At 41.0% G+C, this 17,549-nt stretch carries 14 protein-coding genes and 2 pseudogenes; 10 read left to right on the forward strand and 6 right to left on the reverse strand.

The annotated features are described in order from the left end of the window. Nucleotides 1-13 precede the first annotated feature (13 nt). From ACLFKQ_RS26215 to ACLFKQ_RS26255, 9 genes and pseudogenes are all read left to right on the forward strand, one after another. Nucleotides 14-1,345, forward strand: coding sequence for a hypothetical protein (locus tag ACLFKQ_RS26215; protein WP_449002619.1), 1,332 nt, complete (start codon nt 14-16; stop codon nt 1,343-1,345). A gap of 383 nt (nt 1,346-1,728) precedes the next feature. Beyond that, the gene (locus ACLFKQ_RS26220; protein WP_449002620.1) at nt 1,729-2,325 is read left to right on the forward strand and encodes a DUF389 domain-containing protein; all 597 of its coding nucleotides are present in this window, start codon (nt 1,729-1,731) and stop codon (nt 2,323-2,325) included. Nucleotides 2,326-2,711: 386 nt separating this feature from the next. Then, nucleotides 2,712-3,998 (forward strand): ankyrin repeat domain-containing protein, encoded by a 1,287-nt coding sequence (locus tag ACLFKQ_RS26225; protein WP_449002621.1) that lies wholly within the window; start codon nt 2,712-2,714, stop codon nt 3,996-3,998. 209 nt (nt 3,999-4,207) lie between these two features. Then, nucleotides 4,208-5,455: a glycosyltransferase gene (locus ACLFKQ_RS26230; RefSeq protein ID WP_449002622.1), complete on the forward strand. Its 1,248-nt coding sequence runs from the start codon at nt 4,208-4,210 to the stop codon at nt 5,453-5,455. 129 nt (nt 5,456-5,584) lie between these two features. Next, nucleotides 5,585-6,265 (forward strand): hypothetical protein, encoded by a 681-nt coding sequence (locus ACLFKQ_RS26235; RefSeq protein ID WP_449002623.1) that lies wholly within the window; start codon nt 5,585-5,587, stop codon nt 6,263-6,265. 77 nt (nt 6,266-6,342) lie between these two features. Beyond that, a pseudogene (gene tnpC, locus ACLFKQ_RS26240) lies at nt 6,343-7,639 on the forward strand (IS66 family transposase); the annotation flags it as partial. Nucleotides 7,640-7,709: 70 nt separating this feature from the next. After that, the gene (locus ACLFKQ_RS26245; RefSeq protein WP_448998010.1) at nt 7,710-8,921 is read left to right on the forward strand and encodes an IS256 family transposase; all 1,212 of its coding nucleotides are present in this window, start codon (nt 7,710-7,712) and stop codon (nt 8,919-8,921) included. A gap of 36 nt (nt 8,922-8,957) precedes the next feature. Beyond that, nucleotides 8,958-9,125: pseudogene (locus ACLFKQ_RS26250) on the forward strand (IS66 family transposase); the annotation flags it as partial. A 176-nt stretch (nt 9,126-9,301) separates the two neighbouring features. Next, a complete protein-coding gene (locus ACLFKQ_RS26255; protein ID WP_449002624.1) occupies nt 9,302-9,625 on the forward strand; it encodes a YkvA family protein in 324 nt (107 codons plus the stop codon). A gap of 315 nt (nt 9,626-9,940) precedes the next feature. Here ACLFKQ_RS26255 and ACLFKQ_RS26260 read toward each other — a convergent pair whose 3' ends face one another. From ACLFKQ_RS26260 to ACLFKQ_RS26280, 5 genes are all read right to left on the reverse strand, one after another. Beyond that, nucleotides 9,941-11,179 carry a glycosyltransferase gene (locus tag ACLFKQ_RS26260; RefSeq protein ID WP_449002625.1) on the reverse strand — a complete coding sequence of 413 codons (1,239 nt, stop codon included), beginning with the start codon at nt 11,177-11,179 and terminating at the stop codon, nt 9,941-9,943. Beyond that, nucleotides 11,179-11,880, reverse strand: a complete 702-nt coding sequence (locus ACLFKQ_RS26265; protein ID WP_449002626.1) for a DUF5752 family protein — start codon at nt 11,878-11,880, stop codon at nt 11,179-11,181. The genes ACLFKQ_RS26260 and ACLFKQ_RS26265 overlap by 1 nt, the downstream gene beginning before the upstream one ends. Before the next feature lie 43 nt (nt 11,881-11,923). Further along, a complete protein-coding gene (locus ACLFKQ_RS26270; RefSeq protein WP_449002627.1) occupies nt 11,924-12,748 on the reverse strand; it encodes a dienelactone hydrolase family protein in 825 nt (274 codons plus the stop codon). A 370-nt stretch (nt 12,749-13,118) separates the two neighbouring features. Further along, nucleotides 13,119-13,892, reverse strand: coding sequence for a hydroxyacylglutathione hydrolase (gene gloB / locus ACLFKQ_RS26275; protein ID WP_449002628.1), 774 nt, complete (start codon nt 13,890-13,892; stop codon nt 13,119-13,121). 139 nt (nt 13,893-14,031) lie between these two features. After that, nucleotides 14,032-14,556, reverse strand: a complete 525-nt coding sequence (locus tag ACLFKQ_RS26280) for a TolB family protein (RefSeq protein WP_449002629.1) — start codon at nt 14,554-14,556, stop codon at nt 14,032-14,034. 113 nt (nt 14,557-14,669) lie between these two features. Here ACLFKQ_RS26280 and ACLFKQ_RS26285 point away from each other — a divergent pair, with 113 nt between their 5' ends. Further along, complete coding sequence (locus ACLFKQ_RS26285) at nt 14,670-16,094, forward strand: exopolysaccharide biosynthesis polyprenyl glycosylphosphotransferase (protein ID WP_449002630.1); 1,425 nt, start codon at nt 14,670-14,672, stop codon at nt 16,092-16,094. Nucleotides 16,095-16,155: 61 nt separating this feature from the next. Here ACLFKQ_RS26285 and mnmE read toward each other — a convergent pair whose 3' ends face one another. Next, the gene (gene mnmE, locus ACLFKQ_RS26290) at nt 16,156-17,532 is read right to left on the reverse strand and encodes a tRNA uridine-5-carboxymethylaminomethyl(34) synthesis GTPase MnmE (protein ID WP_449002631.1); all 1,377 of its coding nucleotides are present in this window, start codon (nt 17,530-17,532) and stop codon (nt 16,156-16,158) included. Between the last annotated feature and the right edge of the window lie 17 nt (nt 17,533-17,549).

Genomic DNA, 17,549 nt, shown 5'->3' on the forward strand with positions numbered 1-17,549 from the left:
AATCAAGTTAATTATGAAAAATTCACTTAGTTTCGTAAAAAATCGCCAAAATTATCTTGGCACGACTTTGTTAAGCTTAACTATATTTGCTAGCAGCATTGCTCTATTTACTCCATCTAGCCAGGCAGAAGTCAAAAAAGCACGTAGTACTGAAGCTTTTATTGACTCAGTCGGAGTGGTAGTTAAATTATGGGACAATCAATCTTCATACAGTCAGTACGACAAAGTGGTTAAACCCAGATTAAAAGAATTAGGCGTGCGTCACATCAGAACTAATGTCAGACCTGGAGATCGCAAAACTATCGCTAAAATGCAAGAGTTGGCTGAAATGGGTTTCAAGTTTAACCTGGTCATGGATCCTCGTAAACTAAGTTTGACTGAAACGATAAGATTGGTCGAGACTTTTGGCAAATCGGTTCAATCGGTAGAAGGACCTAATGAGTGGAATCACAGTTTAACGAAAACCTACAAAGGCAAAAGCTTTCCCGAAGGACTCAAAAATTATCAATCAGATTTATATCGAGCTATCAAAAACAATCCCGATACCGCCCATGTTCCAGTCATCGCTCCTTCTTTATCACATGGTGTCGGACTTAAAAAAAGTGTAGAGCAGCTAGGAAAAGTAACTTGCGATATTAATAATGCACACAACTATCCTGCCGGTCAAATGCCTGCTAGCAAACACTTTTTTTGGCATTTACCTTATTTAAAAGAGGTTTGCGGTTCCGACAAACCTTTAATATCAACAGAAACTGGTTACACCAATGCTCTTAAAACCAGATATGGTGTATCGGAAACAGCAGCAGCGAGATATTTGCCGCGATTATTAATGACATTTTTTAATAATGGTTTTAAACGGACCTATATTTATCAATTGATGAATGATTATCACAATCCTTCCTTAGATATAACCTCCCATAACTTTGGCTTTTTAAGAGCTGATGGCACTAAAAAAAAGAGTTTTATAGCTATCAGAAATTTGCTCGATATTTTAGATAACTCTGATGTAGAAACAGCAACTAAGAGAGTTCCTCTTGGCTCTTTAGACTACTACATTAAAGGAGACACAACTAATATTCATCAAACTCTTTTGCAAAAAAAAGATGGTAGATTTTATCTAGTTTTATGGCAAGAGGTGAATAGTTACAATCTTAAAACTAAATCAGATATTAAAGTGCCATATCGTCATTTAAATATATTTTTGGATACTAAAATCAGCAGGGCAAAAATTTATAAACCCAACTGGAAAAAAGGAGCTGTTAAAATAATCAACAATCCTAGAAGATTAAAAGTGGGAGTAGCAGATCGTCTGCTGATAATTGAATTGAAACCAAATAAAAAATAATTACCCATATCGTAATCAAAAAAAATATAAAGTTGGCGAAATTAGGAGTAATAATACTTTTACTCTAAATGAATTTTAAATACTCGGTGGAGAAGACCTAGTCGTAATTAAACTTGCCTCTCAAGCTCTACCTTCAAAATGAGGAAACGCTATTTGTAACCGGTACAGTCTTTCGTAAGAAGCGAATTCGAACTAGACTACGATCTGCAATGGGATTTAGAATTGCAGGAAGAATTAGAAGTAGTCTATTCAGACAAACCAGTTTTGATATGTATATGTAGATAAGTAAATAATATTTATCCTGCAGCCAAAGACCCAGGTTTATTAGAATAACTAAGTTAGATGAATATAATTAGGTATAAATTGTAACTTAGGAGTATGGTGTGAATACCCAACGTCGATCGCCAAACCGCAATAGGCAGTTGTTAGTTCGCGATCGCATTCTGCAACGGCTAAGCTCTGAAGCAGAACTGTCAACTTCTTATATGTTATTTATGGCAATGGCGGGTATCTTGGCGGCAGTAGCTTTATTGACTAATTCGATACCAATTTTAATTGGCTCCATGGTTGTTGCTCCCGCCTTACCTCCTTTGGGATTAGTTTCTCTAGCTTTGGTAGGAAGAAAATATTTTCTAGCTCTTAAGGGTTTAATCTCGTCTCTGTCAGGATTGGCTATCGCCATGGTTTTTACCATGCTAACCACCTGGATACTCAATGCTACTAACGTTATTCCCGCAGAAACTAATTTAATTAATAAGGACTTGCTGGCTGAAAGAGTTCGGCCTGGCTGGTATAGTGTTATTGCCGCGATCGCTGCAGGAACGGCTGGAATGGTTGCCCTAGTCAAGCAAAAAACCGATACATTAGTCGGCGTAGTTGCCGCCTTAGCTCTAGTTCCTGCTCTCGCTGCGGCTGGTATTGCCTTTTTATCTCTAGCACCTAGGAATGGGCTGGGGTGGCTTAATCTTATTGGGAATTAACGTTAGCTTTATTGTTATTTCTGGAGTGTTAACTTTAATAATCATCCCGCCAGAAAAAACTTGATTAAATACAGTTAGTTTGTTTTTAGCTTAAAAACTCAGTCTTTTAACAAATTTCGGCTTTATCGACCTAATCTATCAATCTCAAAGCAATACTGTTGGTAGCGATCGGCAGAAGCAGCGCGGCATCCGAGTCGTCGCTCTCTCTTCAAAAATGGAAGTTGAGCCGCCGAACCAGATGCCGACTATAAGCTTTTGAAACAACAGAGCTTCCTTTGACTTAGTTAAAATTTCACTTAATTTTACCCCGATTGGTCTGTTCGATTGGTTTAATTATTGCTGATAAATTAACCTAATCTAGTTATGTAAAGTTAGCTGGAGTTGAGATGATGGCTACCAACAAGGAGATGCTTTTATTACAAGCAGTCAGACAAGGAAATGGCGATCGCGTCAAAGAATTACTCAGTAAAGGTGCAAATCTCGAGAGTAAAGATGAACGAGATAATACGGCTTTATTTTATGCCGCTCAACTTGGCGATCGCGAAATCCTCGAGCTATTGCTACAGGCTGGTGCTGAAGTTAACTGCTACAATCGTCCCCATAGTCTTACTCCACTGATGTTTGCCGCAGCGGGTAACTCACTTGAGATTGCAGAGAGACTAATCGCTGCAGGTGCAGATGTAAATGCCGTAAATGACGATGGGACTCCCGCTCTAGCGATCGCCGCGTATAAAGGTTATTTACCGCTGGTGAAACTATTAGTTGCGGCAGGAGCGAATGTCAATCATCGCGATGAGGATGGGGATAATCCTTTGAACTTAGCGATCGTCAATGGTCATACCGAGATTGTCCGAGAATTAGTTCGACGGGGTGCCGAGATCGATACTCTTGATGTCAATGGTGAAACTCCTATGGTTTTAGCAACGGAAGCCAATAATTTGGCAATGGTGGAAATTTTGGTTGAAGCTGGTGCCGATGTCAACCTGGCTACAGCAGAAAAGGAAACAGTATTGGCGATCGCTGCAGGCAATGGCAGTAAAGCAATAGTAAGTTATTTAATTGACGCTGGTGCTGATGTTAACCGTCAAGACGTGCACGGCGAAACACCCTTGCATTTAGCAACGGTAGAAGGTTATCGGGAAATTGTAGAACTTTTGCTTGAAGCCGGCGCAGAGGCAGATTGCCGTAATAATTTGGGAGATACAACTTTGATGGTAGCTTCGCTCCAGGGTTATCAAGAAATTGTCTCCCTACTCTTAAACGCTGGTGCCGATCCCAATGCAGTCAATCAGCGAGAAACTCCTCTGACGCTGGCAGTAACCCAAGGTCACGTTCCTTTGACCGGTATTTTACTGAAAGCAGGAGCCAATCCCGATACCATGTTGACTGATGGCAAAACTATTTTAATGCATTCAGGCGATCGGGGTAATTTTGCCATTATGCGAGAAGCGATCGCAGCAGGTGCCGATCTCAATCTCCAAGATAGTTCTGGTGCCACGGCTTTGATGTGGGCTAGCTATCGTGGTTACGTTGACGGAGTTAAAATTTTGTTGCAAACCAAACGAGTAGATCTCAATCTACGCAATCGTGGCGGCTATACGGCTTTAATGTTAGCTAAATTTAACAATCATTCACAAATAGTAGAGTTGTTAAAAGCAGCAGCAAAGGAGTAGTCAAAAAGCAGAAGTTTTTTTACGATCTGGCACTACATTAAAGCTGAGGTCGCTAATTAACTTTTCAATATAAAAGTGGTGCGAACCCTTTCCCCTACTCTCTATTGCCTTCAAACTTTGTATTTTTTACTTTTACTTTTTTATACTCCCCACTGTTTTAGCAGTAATATTTAGAACTGGTATTAACGTTCAATTGTCTTAATTTACTCGTGAAAATTGCAATTATTACACCCTGTTTTTTGCCTCTGATTGATGGCGTTACTGTTAGTGGTTTGCAGAGGTTAGAAAAACTCAGCCGCTGGGGACATGAAGTTTTATTATTTTGTCCCGATTACAGTAGTTTGGAACGAGAATATCCTAACTGGCGAGACTATACGGGCAATATTTTCCCTGGGGTGAGAATTGTCAATCTCAAAAGCAATTTATTTGTCGGTTTATCATACGAACTTAACCCTAGTAGACGCTCTTATCAAACTGTCTTAGCAGAACTACAAAAGTTTCAGCCAGATATCGTTCACGTTGACGAACCAGAAAGACTATTCGTCAGCCTGTGGCGAGTAGCCGGAGTTGATTATGCCAAACGTGCTGGTATTCCTTGCGTCAGCTTTTTTAGAACCAATTTTTTAGATTATGTAGAAGATTATTTTAAGTTACCCAAAATAATCGCGGCAATTGTTAAAAAAGCGATCGCACTAATGATTGTTTATGTCTACAATTCTTACGATCTGACTTTAGTTACTAGCAAAGTTACTCAGCCTAAAGTCAAGGCTTTGGGGATTAACAACACCCTGCACTCTAATTTAGTTGGTTTTGATGGCGAGCGGTTTGAGCTCAGTTCTCCTCAGGCTGACTTTTTCGAACGACAATATGGACTTCCTCAGCTAGACAAACAAATTAAACTGGTATTTCTCGGTAGGCTCTACCCAGATAAAGGCTGGAATTTTACTCTAAGTGCTTTTCCTTTAGTAGCACAGAAAATCGATCTCAATCGCATCGCAATAATTATCATGGGAGATGGTCCGATGCGTCAGGAAATAGCCGATAAGCTGGGTCAACTAACTTCTCAAGTTCATTTTTTAGGAAGAGTATCACCCGAAAACGTCCCCGCAGTTCTAGTCAATTGCGATCTCCACGTTACCACTTCGGAAAAAGAAACTAGAGGTTTGACGATTTTGGAAGCTTTAGCGGCTGGTATTCCCGTACTCGCACCTCGTGCCGGAGGAGTGGTGGAAAATATTGAACCTGGCAAAAATGGCTTTTTGTATACTCCTCAAGACAGGGATGATTTTGCTAACAAACTGCAAACCTTAATTGAAAATCAGGCTCTTAGAGATCGAATGGGAGCATATGGCAAGAAAACCATCGATAAATACAGTTGGGACAACAGTATCTGCAATTTAGTCAAAATTTGGGAGCAAAAAATCGCCGCTCGATCTTCAACCAAATCGGAAAATTAATCTGGTTTGGTTAGCTGGGCTCGCTTTTAAGGTGAAATACTTTATTTTTGGGCTTTCGACCGTTAAAATAATCCTGTTATCGATCTATTCCGCGACCGCCATAACACTCTTTTGAGTATAAATATATCTGTGAAGCCCATACGATCGGATTCGTTTATTTATCTCGACGAACGAACGCTCCCTCGCAATAAAACTATTCCCTACCGAGTTCGTTTTGAGCTTAACCAAAGTAACCTACAAACAATTATTGATGCTCGAAACAATAATCGAAGCCTCAGTTTTTCAACTAAAAATTTGACTAACTTACGCTATTACGCTTTACTAAGCTATACTTGCCAGCGATCGCCTTTAGTTTTTATCACCAACTATAGTCGCGATCGAGAAAAGATAGCTATACTCAAAAGCACTATCTCGGCAGAAGGCAAAATCTGCCAACAAATTAGACGAGATGCCACTATAAATCCTCAATTGTTTGGTTATCTAATTAATAGTCATCATTGGCTAATTTTTCAAATATTAACTCAACTATCATTAAAATCTCCAAAATTTTTTAAATGGTTACTTTTAGTCATATTTTTATTAGCTGCAGTTGCTATTTTACTAACAATTTTTTATCTTTTACATATATCTAATATACTTAAAACGCTCTTAGCTATTTTTAGTTTGGTTTTACTACTAGCGATCGCGGCTTTATTTAAAAATAAATTATCAGCCTGGATTTTAGATCGGTTATTATACGGTTTTTTGACCACTCGATTTTCAACTAGAAAAATTGGCATTCAGCTATTAAATTTACTCAGTAATAAATAATTCGAACTATAAATTTTGCGGTAAGGATTCAGGTATCAGGGTTGACAAAAAGGAAAAAGAGATTAAAGTAGCCAATAATGAGCGAAGCTAATCACCCCTTCAAAGCCGAAGAACTGCGCCAGTTGTCCAATGAGAAACTGGCAGAAATCGTGACTACCCAACAAAAGCTGATTGAGAAGCTAGAAAAAAGAATAGAACAACTGGAACAGAGCCTCAACCTCGACAGCCAAACCTCATCGAAACCCCCTTCAACTGACTTGCTGAAAAAAAGCGAGAGAAAACCAGAAGTAGGGTTGGAAGAAGCCAAAAAAGAGACAAAAAGAAAACCAGGAGGACAACCAGGACATCAAGGGAAGACGAGAAAAGGATTTGGGCGTGTAGACCGCTACGAAGTATTGAAACCGACCATCTGCTCCAACTGTGGAAATCAACAATGGAAGACTAAGGGGGTACGAGTAGATACTCAACAGGTAGCCCAGTTGGTGGCAAAACCGATACAAGTCGTAGAGTACCAACGTCATCACTGTCAATGCGGCAAGTGTGGAGCAATAGAGGCAGCTCGACGGTCTCCCACAATGATTCCAGGTCAAGACTTGGGAGTCAGACTACAGGGGTTACTTTCCTGGCTGGGAAACTATGCTCATATGTCCTATGCTAAACAGCAAGAACTGTTGTGGGAACTGGGAGCAATAGAAATTAGTAGGGGAACTTTAGTTGCCACCAATGAACGAACGAGTACAACAAGCGAGTATCAACAGTGTTGAAGGGTTGAAAAAGTCGATTAATTCAGAGCATCCTCCTCTACATTGTGACGAAACCCCCTGCTCAGTTAAAGGAGTCAAAGAATGGCTCTGGGTTTTAGCTGGGTCAGAGTTCTGCCTGTTTCATGCCGGCGATACTAGAAAACGCAGAGAATTGGAAGCTGTATTAGGAGTATTCTATGATGGAGTTTTGATTAGCGACGATTTTAGTGTCTACAACGGCTATTCAGTAGCAGGACAACAAAAGTGTTTGGCTCATCTACGTCGTCATTTTCAAAAACTGTTAAAGACTAAAGGGGTAGATAACCAAGAAATTGCTACCACCTTTCTGTCTCTAATTGATGAGGCATTTAAGCAACATCGGGTTTGGCGACAGACCCATCAGGAAAGCCACTATCGAGATTGGGCAGAGGATTTCCGAAGGCGAGTGACTAGCGCAATTAAGACTTGGCTCAAGAATGCTGGTCATGAAGCTGGAAAACTGCTACGTTCGCTGCGTGATAAGGCGGAGCAATGGTGGTATTTTCTGACACATCCTCAGATACCCCCCGACAATAATCTAGCTGAACGATGTTTGAGAACTGCTGTAACCAAGCGGAAAGTTTGTGGTGGGTATGTAAAATAAATTGTGTCAAAGGTCAAAACACACTCTAATAAATAGAATTAATGTGAGGAATGAGACTATGACCTTTCGACCAGAGTTAATTGATGAACTGCTCAAAGACTATGAAAAACCAGAAGACCTTATTGGAGAAGGAGGAATCCTCAAACAACTGACCAAAAAACTCGTAGAGCGTTGTTTAGAAGCTGAAATAGACGTACATCTAGAGACTCAGAAGGCAGAGCGGGGCAAAAAAGAGCGACAAAATCGACGCAACGGACACAGCCGTAAAACCATTAAGGGGGAGTTTGGCGAAGCGGAACTTGCCGTGCCTCGCGATCGCGATCGCCAATTCGAGCCTCAGATGGTCAAAAAAGGACAAACTCGTTTTACAGGCTTCGATGACAAGATTCTCGCCCTGTATGCGAGAGGAATGACCACTCGTGATATCCAAGCCCAACTACAAGACCTTTATGGAGTAGAAGTATCGCCAGCCCTGGTATCTCAAGTAACCAATGCGGTTCATGAAGAGCGACTCCAGTGGCAAAATCGCAGCCTAGAGGCAGTGTATCCAATTATCTTTTTTGATGCTTTGGTCGTCAAAGTCAGACAGGAGGGAAGAGTCATCAACAAAGCCGTCCATCTAGCTCTGGGAATCAACATCGAAGGCGATAAGGAGTTATTGGGGCTGTGGATGACCCAGACAGAAACGGCAAAATTCTGGCTGTCGGTGTTAACTGAGTTAAAGAATCGTGGAGTCAAGGATATCTTTATTGCTTGTATCGATGGTCTGACGGGCTTCGCCGAAGCGATTGAAACGGTATTTACGCAAACCCGCGTACAGTTATGTATGGTACACATGGTCAGGAACTCCCTACGCTATGTCTCCTACAAACACCGTAAAGCTGTTGCCGCTGACCTCAAACGAGTGTACACTGCCGCTACTGAAGCTGAAGCCGAACAGGCACTAATAACTTTTGCTGACAAGTGGGACTCCACTTATGCCCCAATTAGTAGGTCTTGGCTGGCTCACTGGCAGCACGTGATTCCGTTTTTCCAGTTTCCTCCAGAAATCCGTCGCATTATTTACACCACTAATGCGATCGAGTCGATGAATATGACTCTTAGAAAAGTGTTGAAGAATCATCGGATTTTTCCAACAGATGAAGCTGCGCTCAAAGTTATTTATCTTGCGATTAATAACTTATCTCAGAGATGGACTAGACCTTTACGGGATTGGAAAGCTGCTTTAAATCGATTTGCCATCGAGTTTGAAGGACGGCTTCCACTTTAACTTTCTTTGACACAAACTTATTGACAGATCCTTTGTGGTGGCTCTCGTTCCATCGAACGGTTTCAACATACAGCCAACCTGCTGAGTGCAATTCAATCTTGTCGTTTGCAAGGACGTTCGGTGATTACTTTTTTTCAACAGACTTTACAAGCTACAGTTGGACATTGTTCTTATCCTTCTCTTATTCCTCATGCTTGCACCTGAATCCTTACATTTTGCTTTTTATATTTGGTCAACTTAAATATTTTTCTCAACTTAACACCTCTCTTAAGTCGATTCAATACTTGGTAGTTACCGAAATTAGCGGATGAGGTTATCCGCACCAGATAAAAGGCTCAAATTTGCCAGAATTAAATAAGTTAATTATTAAAATAGCAAATATGAATCGTTCCCTGACATCGCTTTATAACTGGTATCGTAATGCCATCCGCCATCCACAGTATCGCTGGTGGGTAATTCTGGGTACAATAGTTTATTTAATTAGTCCTCTTGACATTTCCCCAGACTTAATCCCGATCGTCGGACAAATTGACGACTTTATGATAGTCAGTTTACTTGTAAAAGAACTGTCAGAAGTCATATTAGATAAATATAGATCTAAATCGAAACCAAACCCTAATTACTCAGAGGCTTCACCGGATAAAAGCGAAACTATAGATGTAGAGGCTGTTGAGACGGAAACGGTGTCTGCGAATCAAAATTAATCTCGTTAAACTTATTTTCACCGAGTAGAGCTTTTAATACCGAGCTTTACGCGATCGCATCAAGGGATTTTTCTTTGCTTTGATTGAATTGAATTGTTAGTTACATAGCAAAGCATTTAATCATCTCCACTTACTGACTATCTGATGTTCTATGCCTTACCCATAAGTACTAAAAATCCTGGTTCTCAGACGAATAATGCTATAAGTAGCTAGAGCCTTTTTAATTCGTTCGGCATTTTTCAATTAAACTATTACGATTCCGTAGCTTTGCTATATGTTTCATTTTTCCCTGGTAAAAACTGTATTAGGGAAAACTCAGCCAAGTTCAATCCTGTCCACCGCACTGTGAAGTAGAGCCACCATCAAAGTTAAATATTCCCGTGACTGTCTAGTCATTAAAAAATTTTCACGCACAAATTCCCTGGCTTTTTTGCCCATCTCATCGATTTTGTCTGGCTGCTGCATTAGATAACGAATACGTAAAGCTGCACCTTCTGGGGTATTGACCAAAAAACCAGTATGGTAATTAATGACCTGAAGCCTAATACCTCCTGTATCTCCCCCAATCACTGGTTTCCCTTTCCACATTCCTTCGGTTACTGTCAAACCAAAACCTTCTTTGATAGACTTTTGCAAGACAATATCTGCTGCTCTTTGAAGTGCATTAATAGTACGGTGAGCATCTGGAGGTAGCAACAGCACCTGAATATCGGGATCGTCAGCGGCAGCAGTTTTGACTTCCTCAATCACGATTTTGCCTTCGGGGTCGTCTGTAGCACTTCCGCCAGCCAAGACTAGCTGAAGCGAAGGAACAAATTTGGTTGCTAGACGATAGGCTCGAATAACTCCGACTGGATCTTTGAAATGGTCAAAACGGGATATTTGTACGATTAGAGGTCGTTGTCGATCTAAAGAAAAGCGCTCGCAGACAGTATCAATTTCATCTGATTCTAGATCTATATTCTTGTCGCTTAAAGGATCGATACTGGGGGGAACGATATATTCTGGATGGGGTAAAGCTCTGGCAAAAGCAGCAAGAGAGAAAATACTGGCGTTGTAGTCAGTTAGAAACGGCTGGAGAAACTTCCAAATTGGACGATAGGGATGACTAGCATCGATATGACAGCGCCATACCCATTTACCCTTACGGTTGGGACAGTAATTGAGTAAGGGAGCTGGTTGAGGATCGTGAATAAATACGAAGTCGGCGGCTTCAAGGGTTGAGCGCAGCTTGACGGCGTTATCAGCGTTTACCTCTTGATAGTGTTTTAATAAGGAATTACTAATGGGCACTTGAATACCCTGTAAACCATTATGCATACTTTTGGTACATTGAAAAAACTGCTCGTCCCCTGTAATCACCTCCCAAGAAACATTAAGATCTAACTCTCGCATCAAAGGAACTAGCTTGTTTAAAATCTCGGCGACACCACCACCTACAGCAGTAGAATTGACATGAACTATATTCATTCCTTGCAAGGATTTGGCGAGTTGTCTTAACTGGTCGATAACCTCTTCTCCTGCTACTCGAGCATAGGTTTCGAGTATATTCATCAGTCTGCTCCCGAACAAAAGTTTTGAAAGATAACAGTTAGTTGCTGACGCAGTTCGGTTAAGGTTTCAAAATAGGGGTCGATACTCCCTAACTGGCTTGATAACTCGTTATATAGACCATTAAAACTAGCCAGCCAACAGCGAAAGTCATCGCTGCGATCACTTAACCGTCTTCTCGCGTCAATAAAGTGATAGAAAATGCTGCTAGTAGACAAGTGAGGGAGCGACTCTCCTAATTCTTCGGGGAGTTCGACTCGCTTATCGGTATCGAAAACCACAATTTGCGCCCGAATAAACTCGAATGGTTCAGTTGCTACTATCCATGGTAGATATTCGCTCTCGTCCATTCGTTCTTCGATAATTGCTAGTAATTCCTGTCGCAAGTCTTCCAAATTTGAGTAAAAACTGGGGTCGACCATTGCCAAACGCTCTGCTAGTTTATCGTCGTGTAGTCCCCGTCGCGCCCAGGAAGCAAAATCGTTATTGTACTCGCGCTCTTCAAAGCGAGGCTCTAGTAAACCGCCCCAAAAATGATGATAAATACTATTGGCATCGATCGCTACGAGAAGATCTCGTAATTCTTTGAGAGTCATAGCTTGTTTGCCTGTGGCGATCGCAATCAAGGCGCAGTCTTTGATGGCAAAGGGTTCTGCACCTTCAGGCAGCGAAGGATTGATGATTGTTTCTGTGGGGTTGGACATCAGATTATCCTCCAACGTAAGTAAACCTTATTAATTGTTCTAATTACTTAGCAAATTGTTCGTGCAAAAACTCAACTACACGATGATAAACTCGATTTGCTGGATGATCCGGCTCGCGATAACCCAAAGTTAAAACCGCATGAGAACTTTGAGAAATGTTGTAAGGATTACTAGGTTGAGAATTAATTTCCATAATTTCTAAAGCTGCACCACGCATCCAACATAATTCCGCACTATTTTCGATTACTTCTGTTTCCTTTCCAAACTCTTGACGCAGGGTTACAAACTTTTCAGGTGGACTAATCTTATCTTCCGAAAACCGTAAAGCCAAAATAGGAACACCATTACTAGCTTTCTCTTTGGCACGTTCTAACTCTTCGACTGATATTCCTAAAGCTGCTTTATGAGCCGATGTAATTCCGAACGGTAGAGAAGGCTGGCTAGCAACAGGAGCAATTACCGAGTCATCTGCCATCAACGATAAAACAAATCCTCCCGTAAGACACATTCCAATGACGCCAACACCATTTCCACCACATTCCTGTTTAGCTTGTCTGCAAAGTGCTTTGAGCCAATCTGTAATTGGACTGGATTTATTTTTGGCAAAGCAATAGAATTCTTTGCTGATACAGATTTGAGCCGTATATTGCAGCATTCTAGGTACAGAAACAGGTTTATCTGTTTTTCCAAATAACAACGGCAGATAAATGGTAAAATGTTCAGCTAGCCTTCGGGCTAAGTCCACACATTCGGGGATTATTCCTGATAACTCGTGCATCAAGATTACCGCAGCACCACTACCTTTTTTAAAAACTAGGCGTTTTGATAAGCTATTGTCGGGAAAGTAGAATGTGGTGAAGTCTTCCATAAAACTGACCGAATCAATTTTTTTTACTTGACTTTCGCTCTTTGAGTCTCTCGTACATTACCATCTATTTTATTAATTCTTTTCGGCAAGACTGGTTCTTCATATTCTTTAATAAAAGAAATAGACGATCGCGTCGCTACGCTTTATGGACTATTAGGACAATAGAGGAGACAGCTAATTTAAAAAAAAGTTGGATAAAATTATGCGAACTGCAAAGCAGATCCCTACGGGATCGCCTATAAACCTTCTTAAGGAGCAATTGTTATACCTTTTAACCTTTTCCCCTTACTAAATCAAGGTTAATAATATTTATGCAAGAAGTCTTATGTATAACACCTTGGTGTCTAGTGACTAGTGCCTAGTGCCTAATTCAAAATCGATCTTTCATGGCTCGCAAATATCCCAATACCTCTGCTGGTTCCTTCATTTTGGTAACTGCTTGTAAGCTAGGTGCATCCCAACGCAAAAAGGGATTGGTTTGCTTTTCTAAACCTAAAAGGGAAGGTACGGTAGCAATATTTTTACTGCGTGCTTGTTTGACTCGTTTGTATCTGGATTGGAGATCGGAGTTGTTTCCATCTACAGCTAGGGCAAATTTGAGATTTTTCAAGGTATACTCGTGAGCGCACCAAACGCGAGTATTATCGGGGAGATTTCTCAATTTACTGATAGAATCTACCATTTGTGCGGGAGTACCTTCAAACAACCTACCGCAGCCTCCTGCAAAAATGGTATCGCCACAGAACAACTCACCCGTTTCGCTAGGAGTGGTGGGAGGAAAATAATAGGCAATATGAGCGTAAGTATGTCCTGGGACGAAGAAGACTTTTGCTTGTCGCCCGGCAAATTCTACCGTATCTCCTTCATTTAAAAAAACTTCCTGATGGGGAATTCGTCCTCGATCTTTAACACCACCATAAACACAAAGGTCGGGAAATCTTTGCTTTAATTTTTTGTTTCCTCCTACATGATCGTAATGGTGGTGTGTATTAAAAATTGCTACTAGTTTTAAATCGGATGCTTGAAGATAGTTGAGTACGGGTTCTGCTACCGCAGGATCGACCACTGTGGCAATTTTCTGTTGAGAATCGCTTAAGACAAAAATATAGTTATCGGATAAAACTCGAATGCGTTTAATTTCCATAGGACTCAATCAATTATTCGAGCGATCGCTCTGGTAATTTTACTATCTTACTATCTCTTTCATCATGTTAGTCAAAGATAAATCGGTCATAGTAGTTACCAAGAAGTATAATCCCTGGCAGATGTAGAGAAAGCCTAAATTATTCCTCACTACTGATATTGACTATATTCGTATCCACGATGGCGATTTTCCACTGTCCTAATTGACTGGTTTGAAAAGCAACTTTACTAGCATCACCGCTGATAGTAGGATTGCTTACAGAACCACGAACGTTTACGGTTAATAACTGCGAGCGCTGTTTGGCGCGATCGTAAAGCATGATATCGGTTTTGCTTCGTTCGGTAGAAACGTAGGCAATATAGCTACCATCAGTATTAAGGGATGGTGAATCTTGACTAGAATTACGCCGATTGAGATTGGGCAGAGAAACCAAATTCCGCTCTTGCAAATCGTAAAGAAAAATATCTCGATGTCCTCGGCGATCGCTGGCAAAAGCTAAATAACGACCATCGCTACTATAGGCTGGGTGTTCCTCAATTGAGTTACTGTTAATCCCTCCTGGAATTACCTGCGTTTCAACAAATAAAGCGCGATCGCAACCATTAATCCCAACAATAATCAGAAAATACCATAAACTAAGCCAAATGGATCTAACTATCTTCATTTAACTTGCTAAATCTACCTTTTTATCTTAGTCTTAGCCGTAGTTTTACAATCTCTCCTGTAAAATTAAACCTAATTTTTAACTTCCGTACTTTTATCTAACTTCAGTATCTGATGTCATCTAGCCAAGTATCTTCATCTCGACAGAGATTACCGATTGAAAACCGTACTGTTCGCGCCATTATTATGTGGCTGCTGTTACTTAGTGATGTTATTGGACTACTGCTCTGTTTTAATTTAGCCTTTTTAGTACGTTTTGGAAAAGCGATCGATCTGGAATCGCCCGTTATCTATGCTTTGATTGCCATGTATTTATTTGGACTCTATTTGGCAGATACTTATAAATTACAAAAACAAGTCTCTGGACTTTGGACTTCCGAACGAGTCCTGTTGGGTATTTTAGCTACGGTAACGGCAATCACTTCCTGTATATATTTAACGGGTTTGTGGGGTAGCTATCCGATTGTCGGTAGAGGAATCTTACTAATTAGCGTTGGCTTATTTTCAATTTGGGCGATAACTTGGAGAATTGTTGCTGGCAAATGGATTAAAGTCAATCAAGAACCAAGTCGTTTTTTAATTTTTGGCAGTGACAACAAAATACTCACTTTTAGTGAAGAATACCAGAAGCAAAATTCCGATACAGAGTTTGTTTGTTTAACCGATTCAGAAGCCAAGTCCGATTCTCAAACTAATGTCAGTAACCGTATATTGCTCGACAATACCGATAATTTTGTAACTTGGAAATATCAATTTTGGTCTGGCGTTTTGATTGACGAGCAGAGTGAAAAACTTTCCGAAGCAATGGTCAGAGAATTGATGGAAATGCGCTTGCGGGGAATATACGTTTATAGTTTGGCTGACTTTTGCGAGCAATTTTGGCAAAAAATTCCTCCTGCTTATATTCAAGATAATTGGTTTGCTTTTACTTCTGGATTTAGCATCTTACACGATCGAGTAACCATCAAGCTTAAACAGTTAATCGATTTTTCAGTTGCAGTATGCTTATTATGTTTAACCTTACCGATTATTATCATCGTAGCAATTTTAATCAAATTGGATAGTGAAGGACCCATTTTTTACAGCCAAGTTAGAACGGGTCTTAACGGTAAACGATTTAGGGTGCATAAATTTCGTTCGATGTATCAAAACGCCGAACAAATGGGGGTGCAGTGGGCAGCAGAAAAAGATCCGCGCATTACTAGAGTTGGTAGTTTCCTGCGCATGACTAGAATCGACGAACTACCGCAAATCTGGAATGTGCTCAAAGGAGATATGAGTTTAATCGGACCTCGCCCCGAACGTCCTGAATTCGATCTCGAATTGAGAAAAGAAATACCCTACTACGATGTTCGCTACTTGGTCAAACCAGGAATTACAGGTTGGGCGCAAGTATCTTATCCTTATGGTGCTTCAGTAGAAGATGCCTATCAAAAAGTAGCTTACGATCTTTACTATATTAAAAATTATTCTTTGTTTTTAGATATGGCGATCGCTTTAAAAACTATACGAGTGATCGTTTTAGGTAAAGGAAGATAAAAAAACTAGAAAGTAGAAAGTAAGAAGTTTTAAATCAAATCCTCAAGTTAATCTCTATGTTCTACTTACCGATACAAAAGCGACTGAAAATGCGGTCTAAAAGCGATTCGGTAACTTCTTCTCCCGTAATTTCTCCTAAAGCTTGAATTGCGCCGCGCAGATCGATCGTCCAAAAATCTAGGGGTAGACCTGCCTCAATTGTTTCTCTTACCTGTTGTAAAGCAACTTTGACTCTGGTTAAGGCAGCAGCCTGTCTTTGATTGATAGCTAAATCTGAGTCAGTAGCGCTAAGCCGTTCGGCAGTCACCAAGTTTAAGATTGCCGTTTCGAGACGTTCTATACCTTGATTTTTTGCGGCGACAGTATCGATCGCCAAGGGAATTTCTTGAGGATATTGAACCTTATCTGCCCTAGCTAAATCGGTTTTATTGATAACCAAAATTATCGGGCGGTGTTTGACTTGTAAGTAAATTGCTTCATCCTCATTCGTCCAGCCAGCAGCAGCATCAATAGTTAACAGCACTAAATCCGCAGCAGTGGCTACTTGACGCGAGCGCTCTACCCCAATTTTTTCGACCGTATCTACAGTATCTCTAATTCCTGCCGTATCCAGTACCCGGACGGGAATTCCTTTAACTACTAAGGTTGATTCAACTACATCGCGAGTCGTACCCGGTAGATTGGTAACGATGGCGCGATCGCTTTGGCTCCAAGCGTTGAGCAAGCTGGACTTACCCACATTTGGACGACCGACAATTGCTACTTTTAAGCCGCTTCTCAGTAGTTCTCCTCGTTCTGCCGTAGCTAAAATTTTCGTTACCTCGGTTAAAATGTGCTCGATTTTCCGTGCGATTTTTGCTTCGTCTAAAGGGGGCAAATCTTCTTCAAAATCAATTCTCGCTTCCACCTCGGCGAGAATATCCAAACAGGTAGAGCGCAACTTACGAATAGGAGCTGATAACCTCCCCTGTAAACCAGCCAAAGCGGTCTGAGATGCGGCGTTAGACTGCGCTCCTACCAAATCGGCGATGCTTTCTGCTTGAGTGAGATCGATTCTACCATTGAGAAATGCCCGCAGCGTAAATTCTCCCGGTCGAGCCAATCTCGCTCCTAAAGCTATACATAATTGCAATACGTTCTGTACCACCACGATTCCACCGTGACAGTGAAACTCGACTACATCTTCCCGAGTCAAGGAACGTGGGCTAAGCATAATTAATAACAGGGCCTCGTCGATGGACTGCTTGGTTTGGGGATGACGGACGTAGCCGTAGAGAACCCGGTGACTTTCCCAGTGCTGTTTGCCTGGAGCATCGAATAAAACACGAGCAATTTCTAAGGCTTTATCTCCTGAGAGACGAACTATGCCTACACTTCCCTGCTGGGGTACAACAGCAGTTGCGATCGCCGCAATGGTTTCTCCTTGAATTAAAGCCATTAGAGTATATTTACCTA

It is taken from the genome of Myxosarcina sp. GI1(2024) (assembly GCF_053543375.1).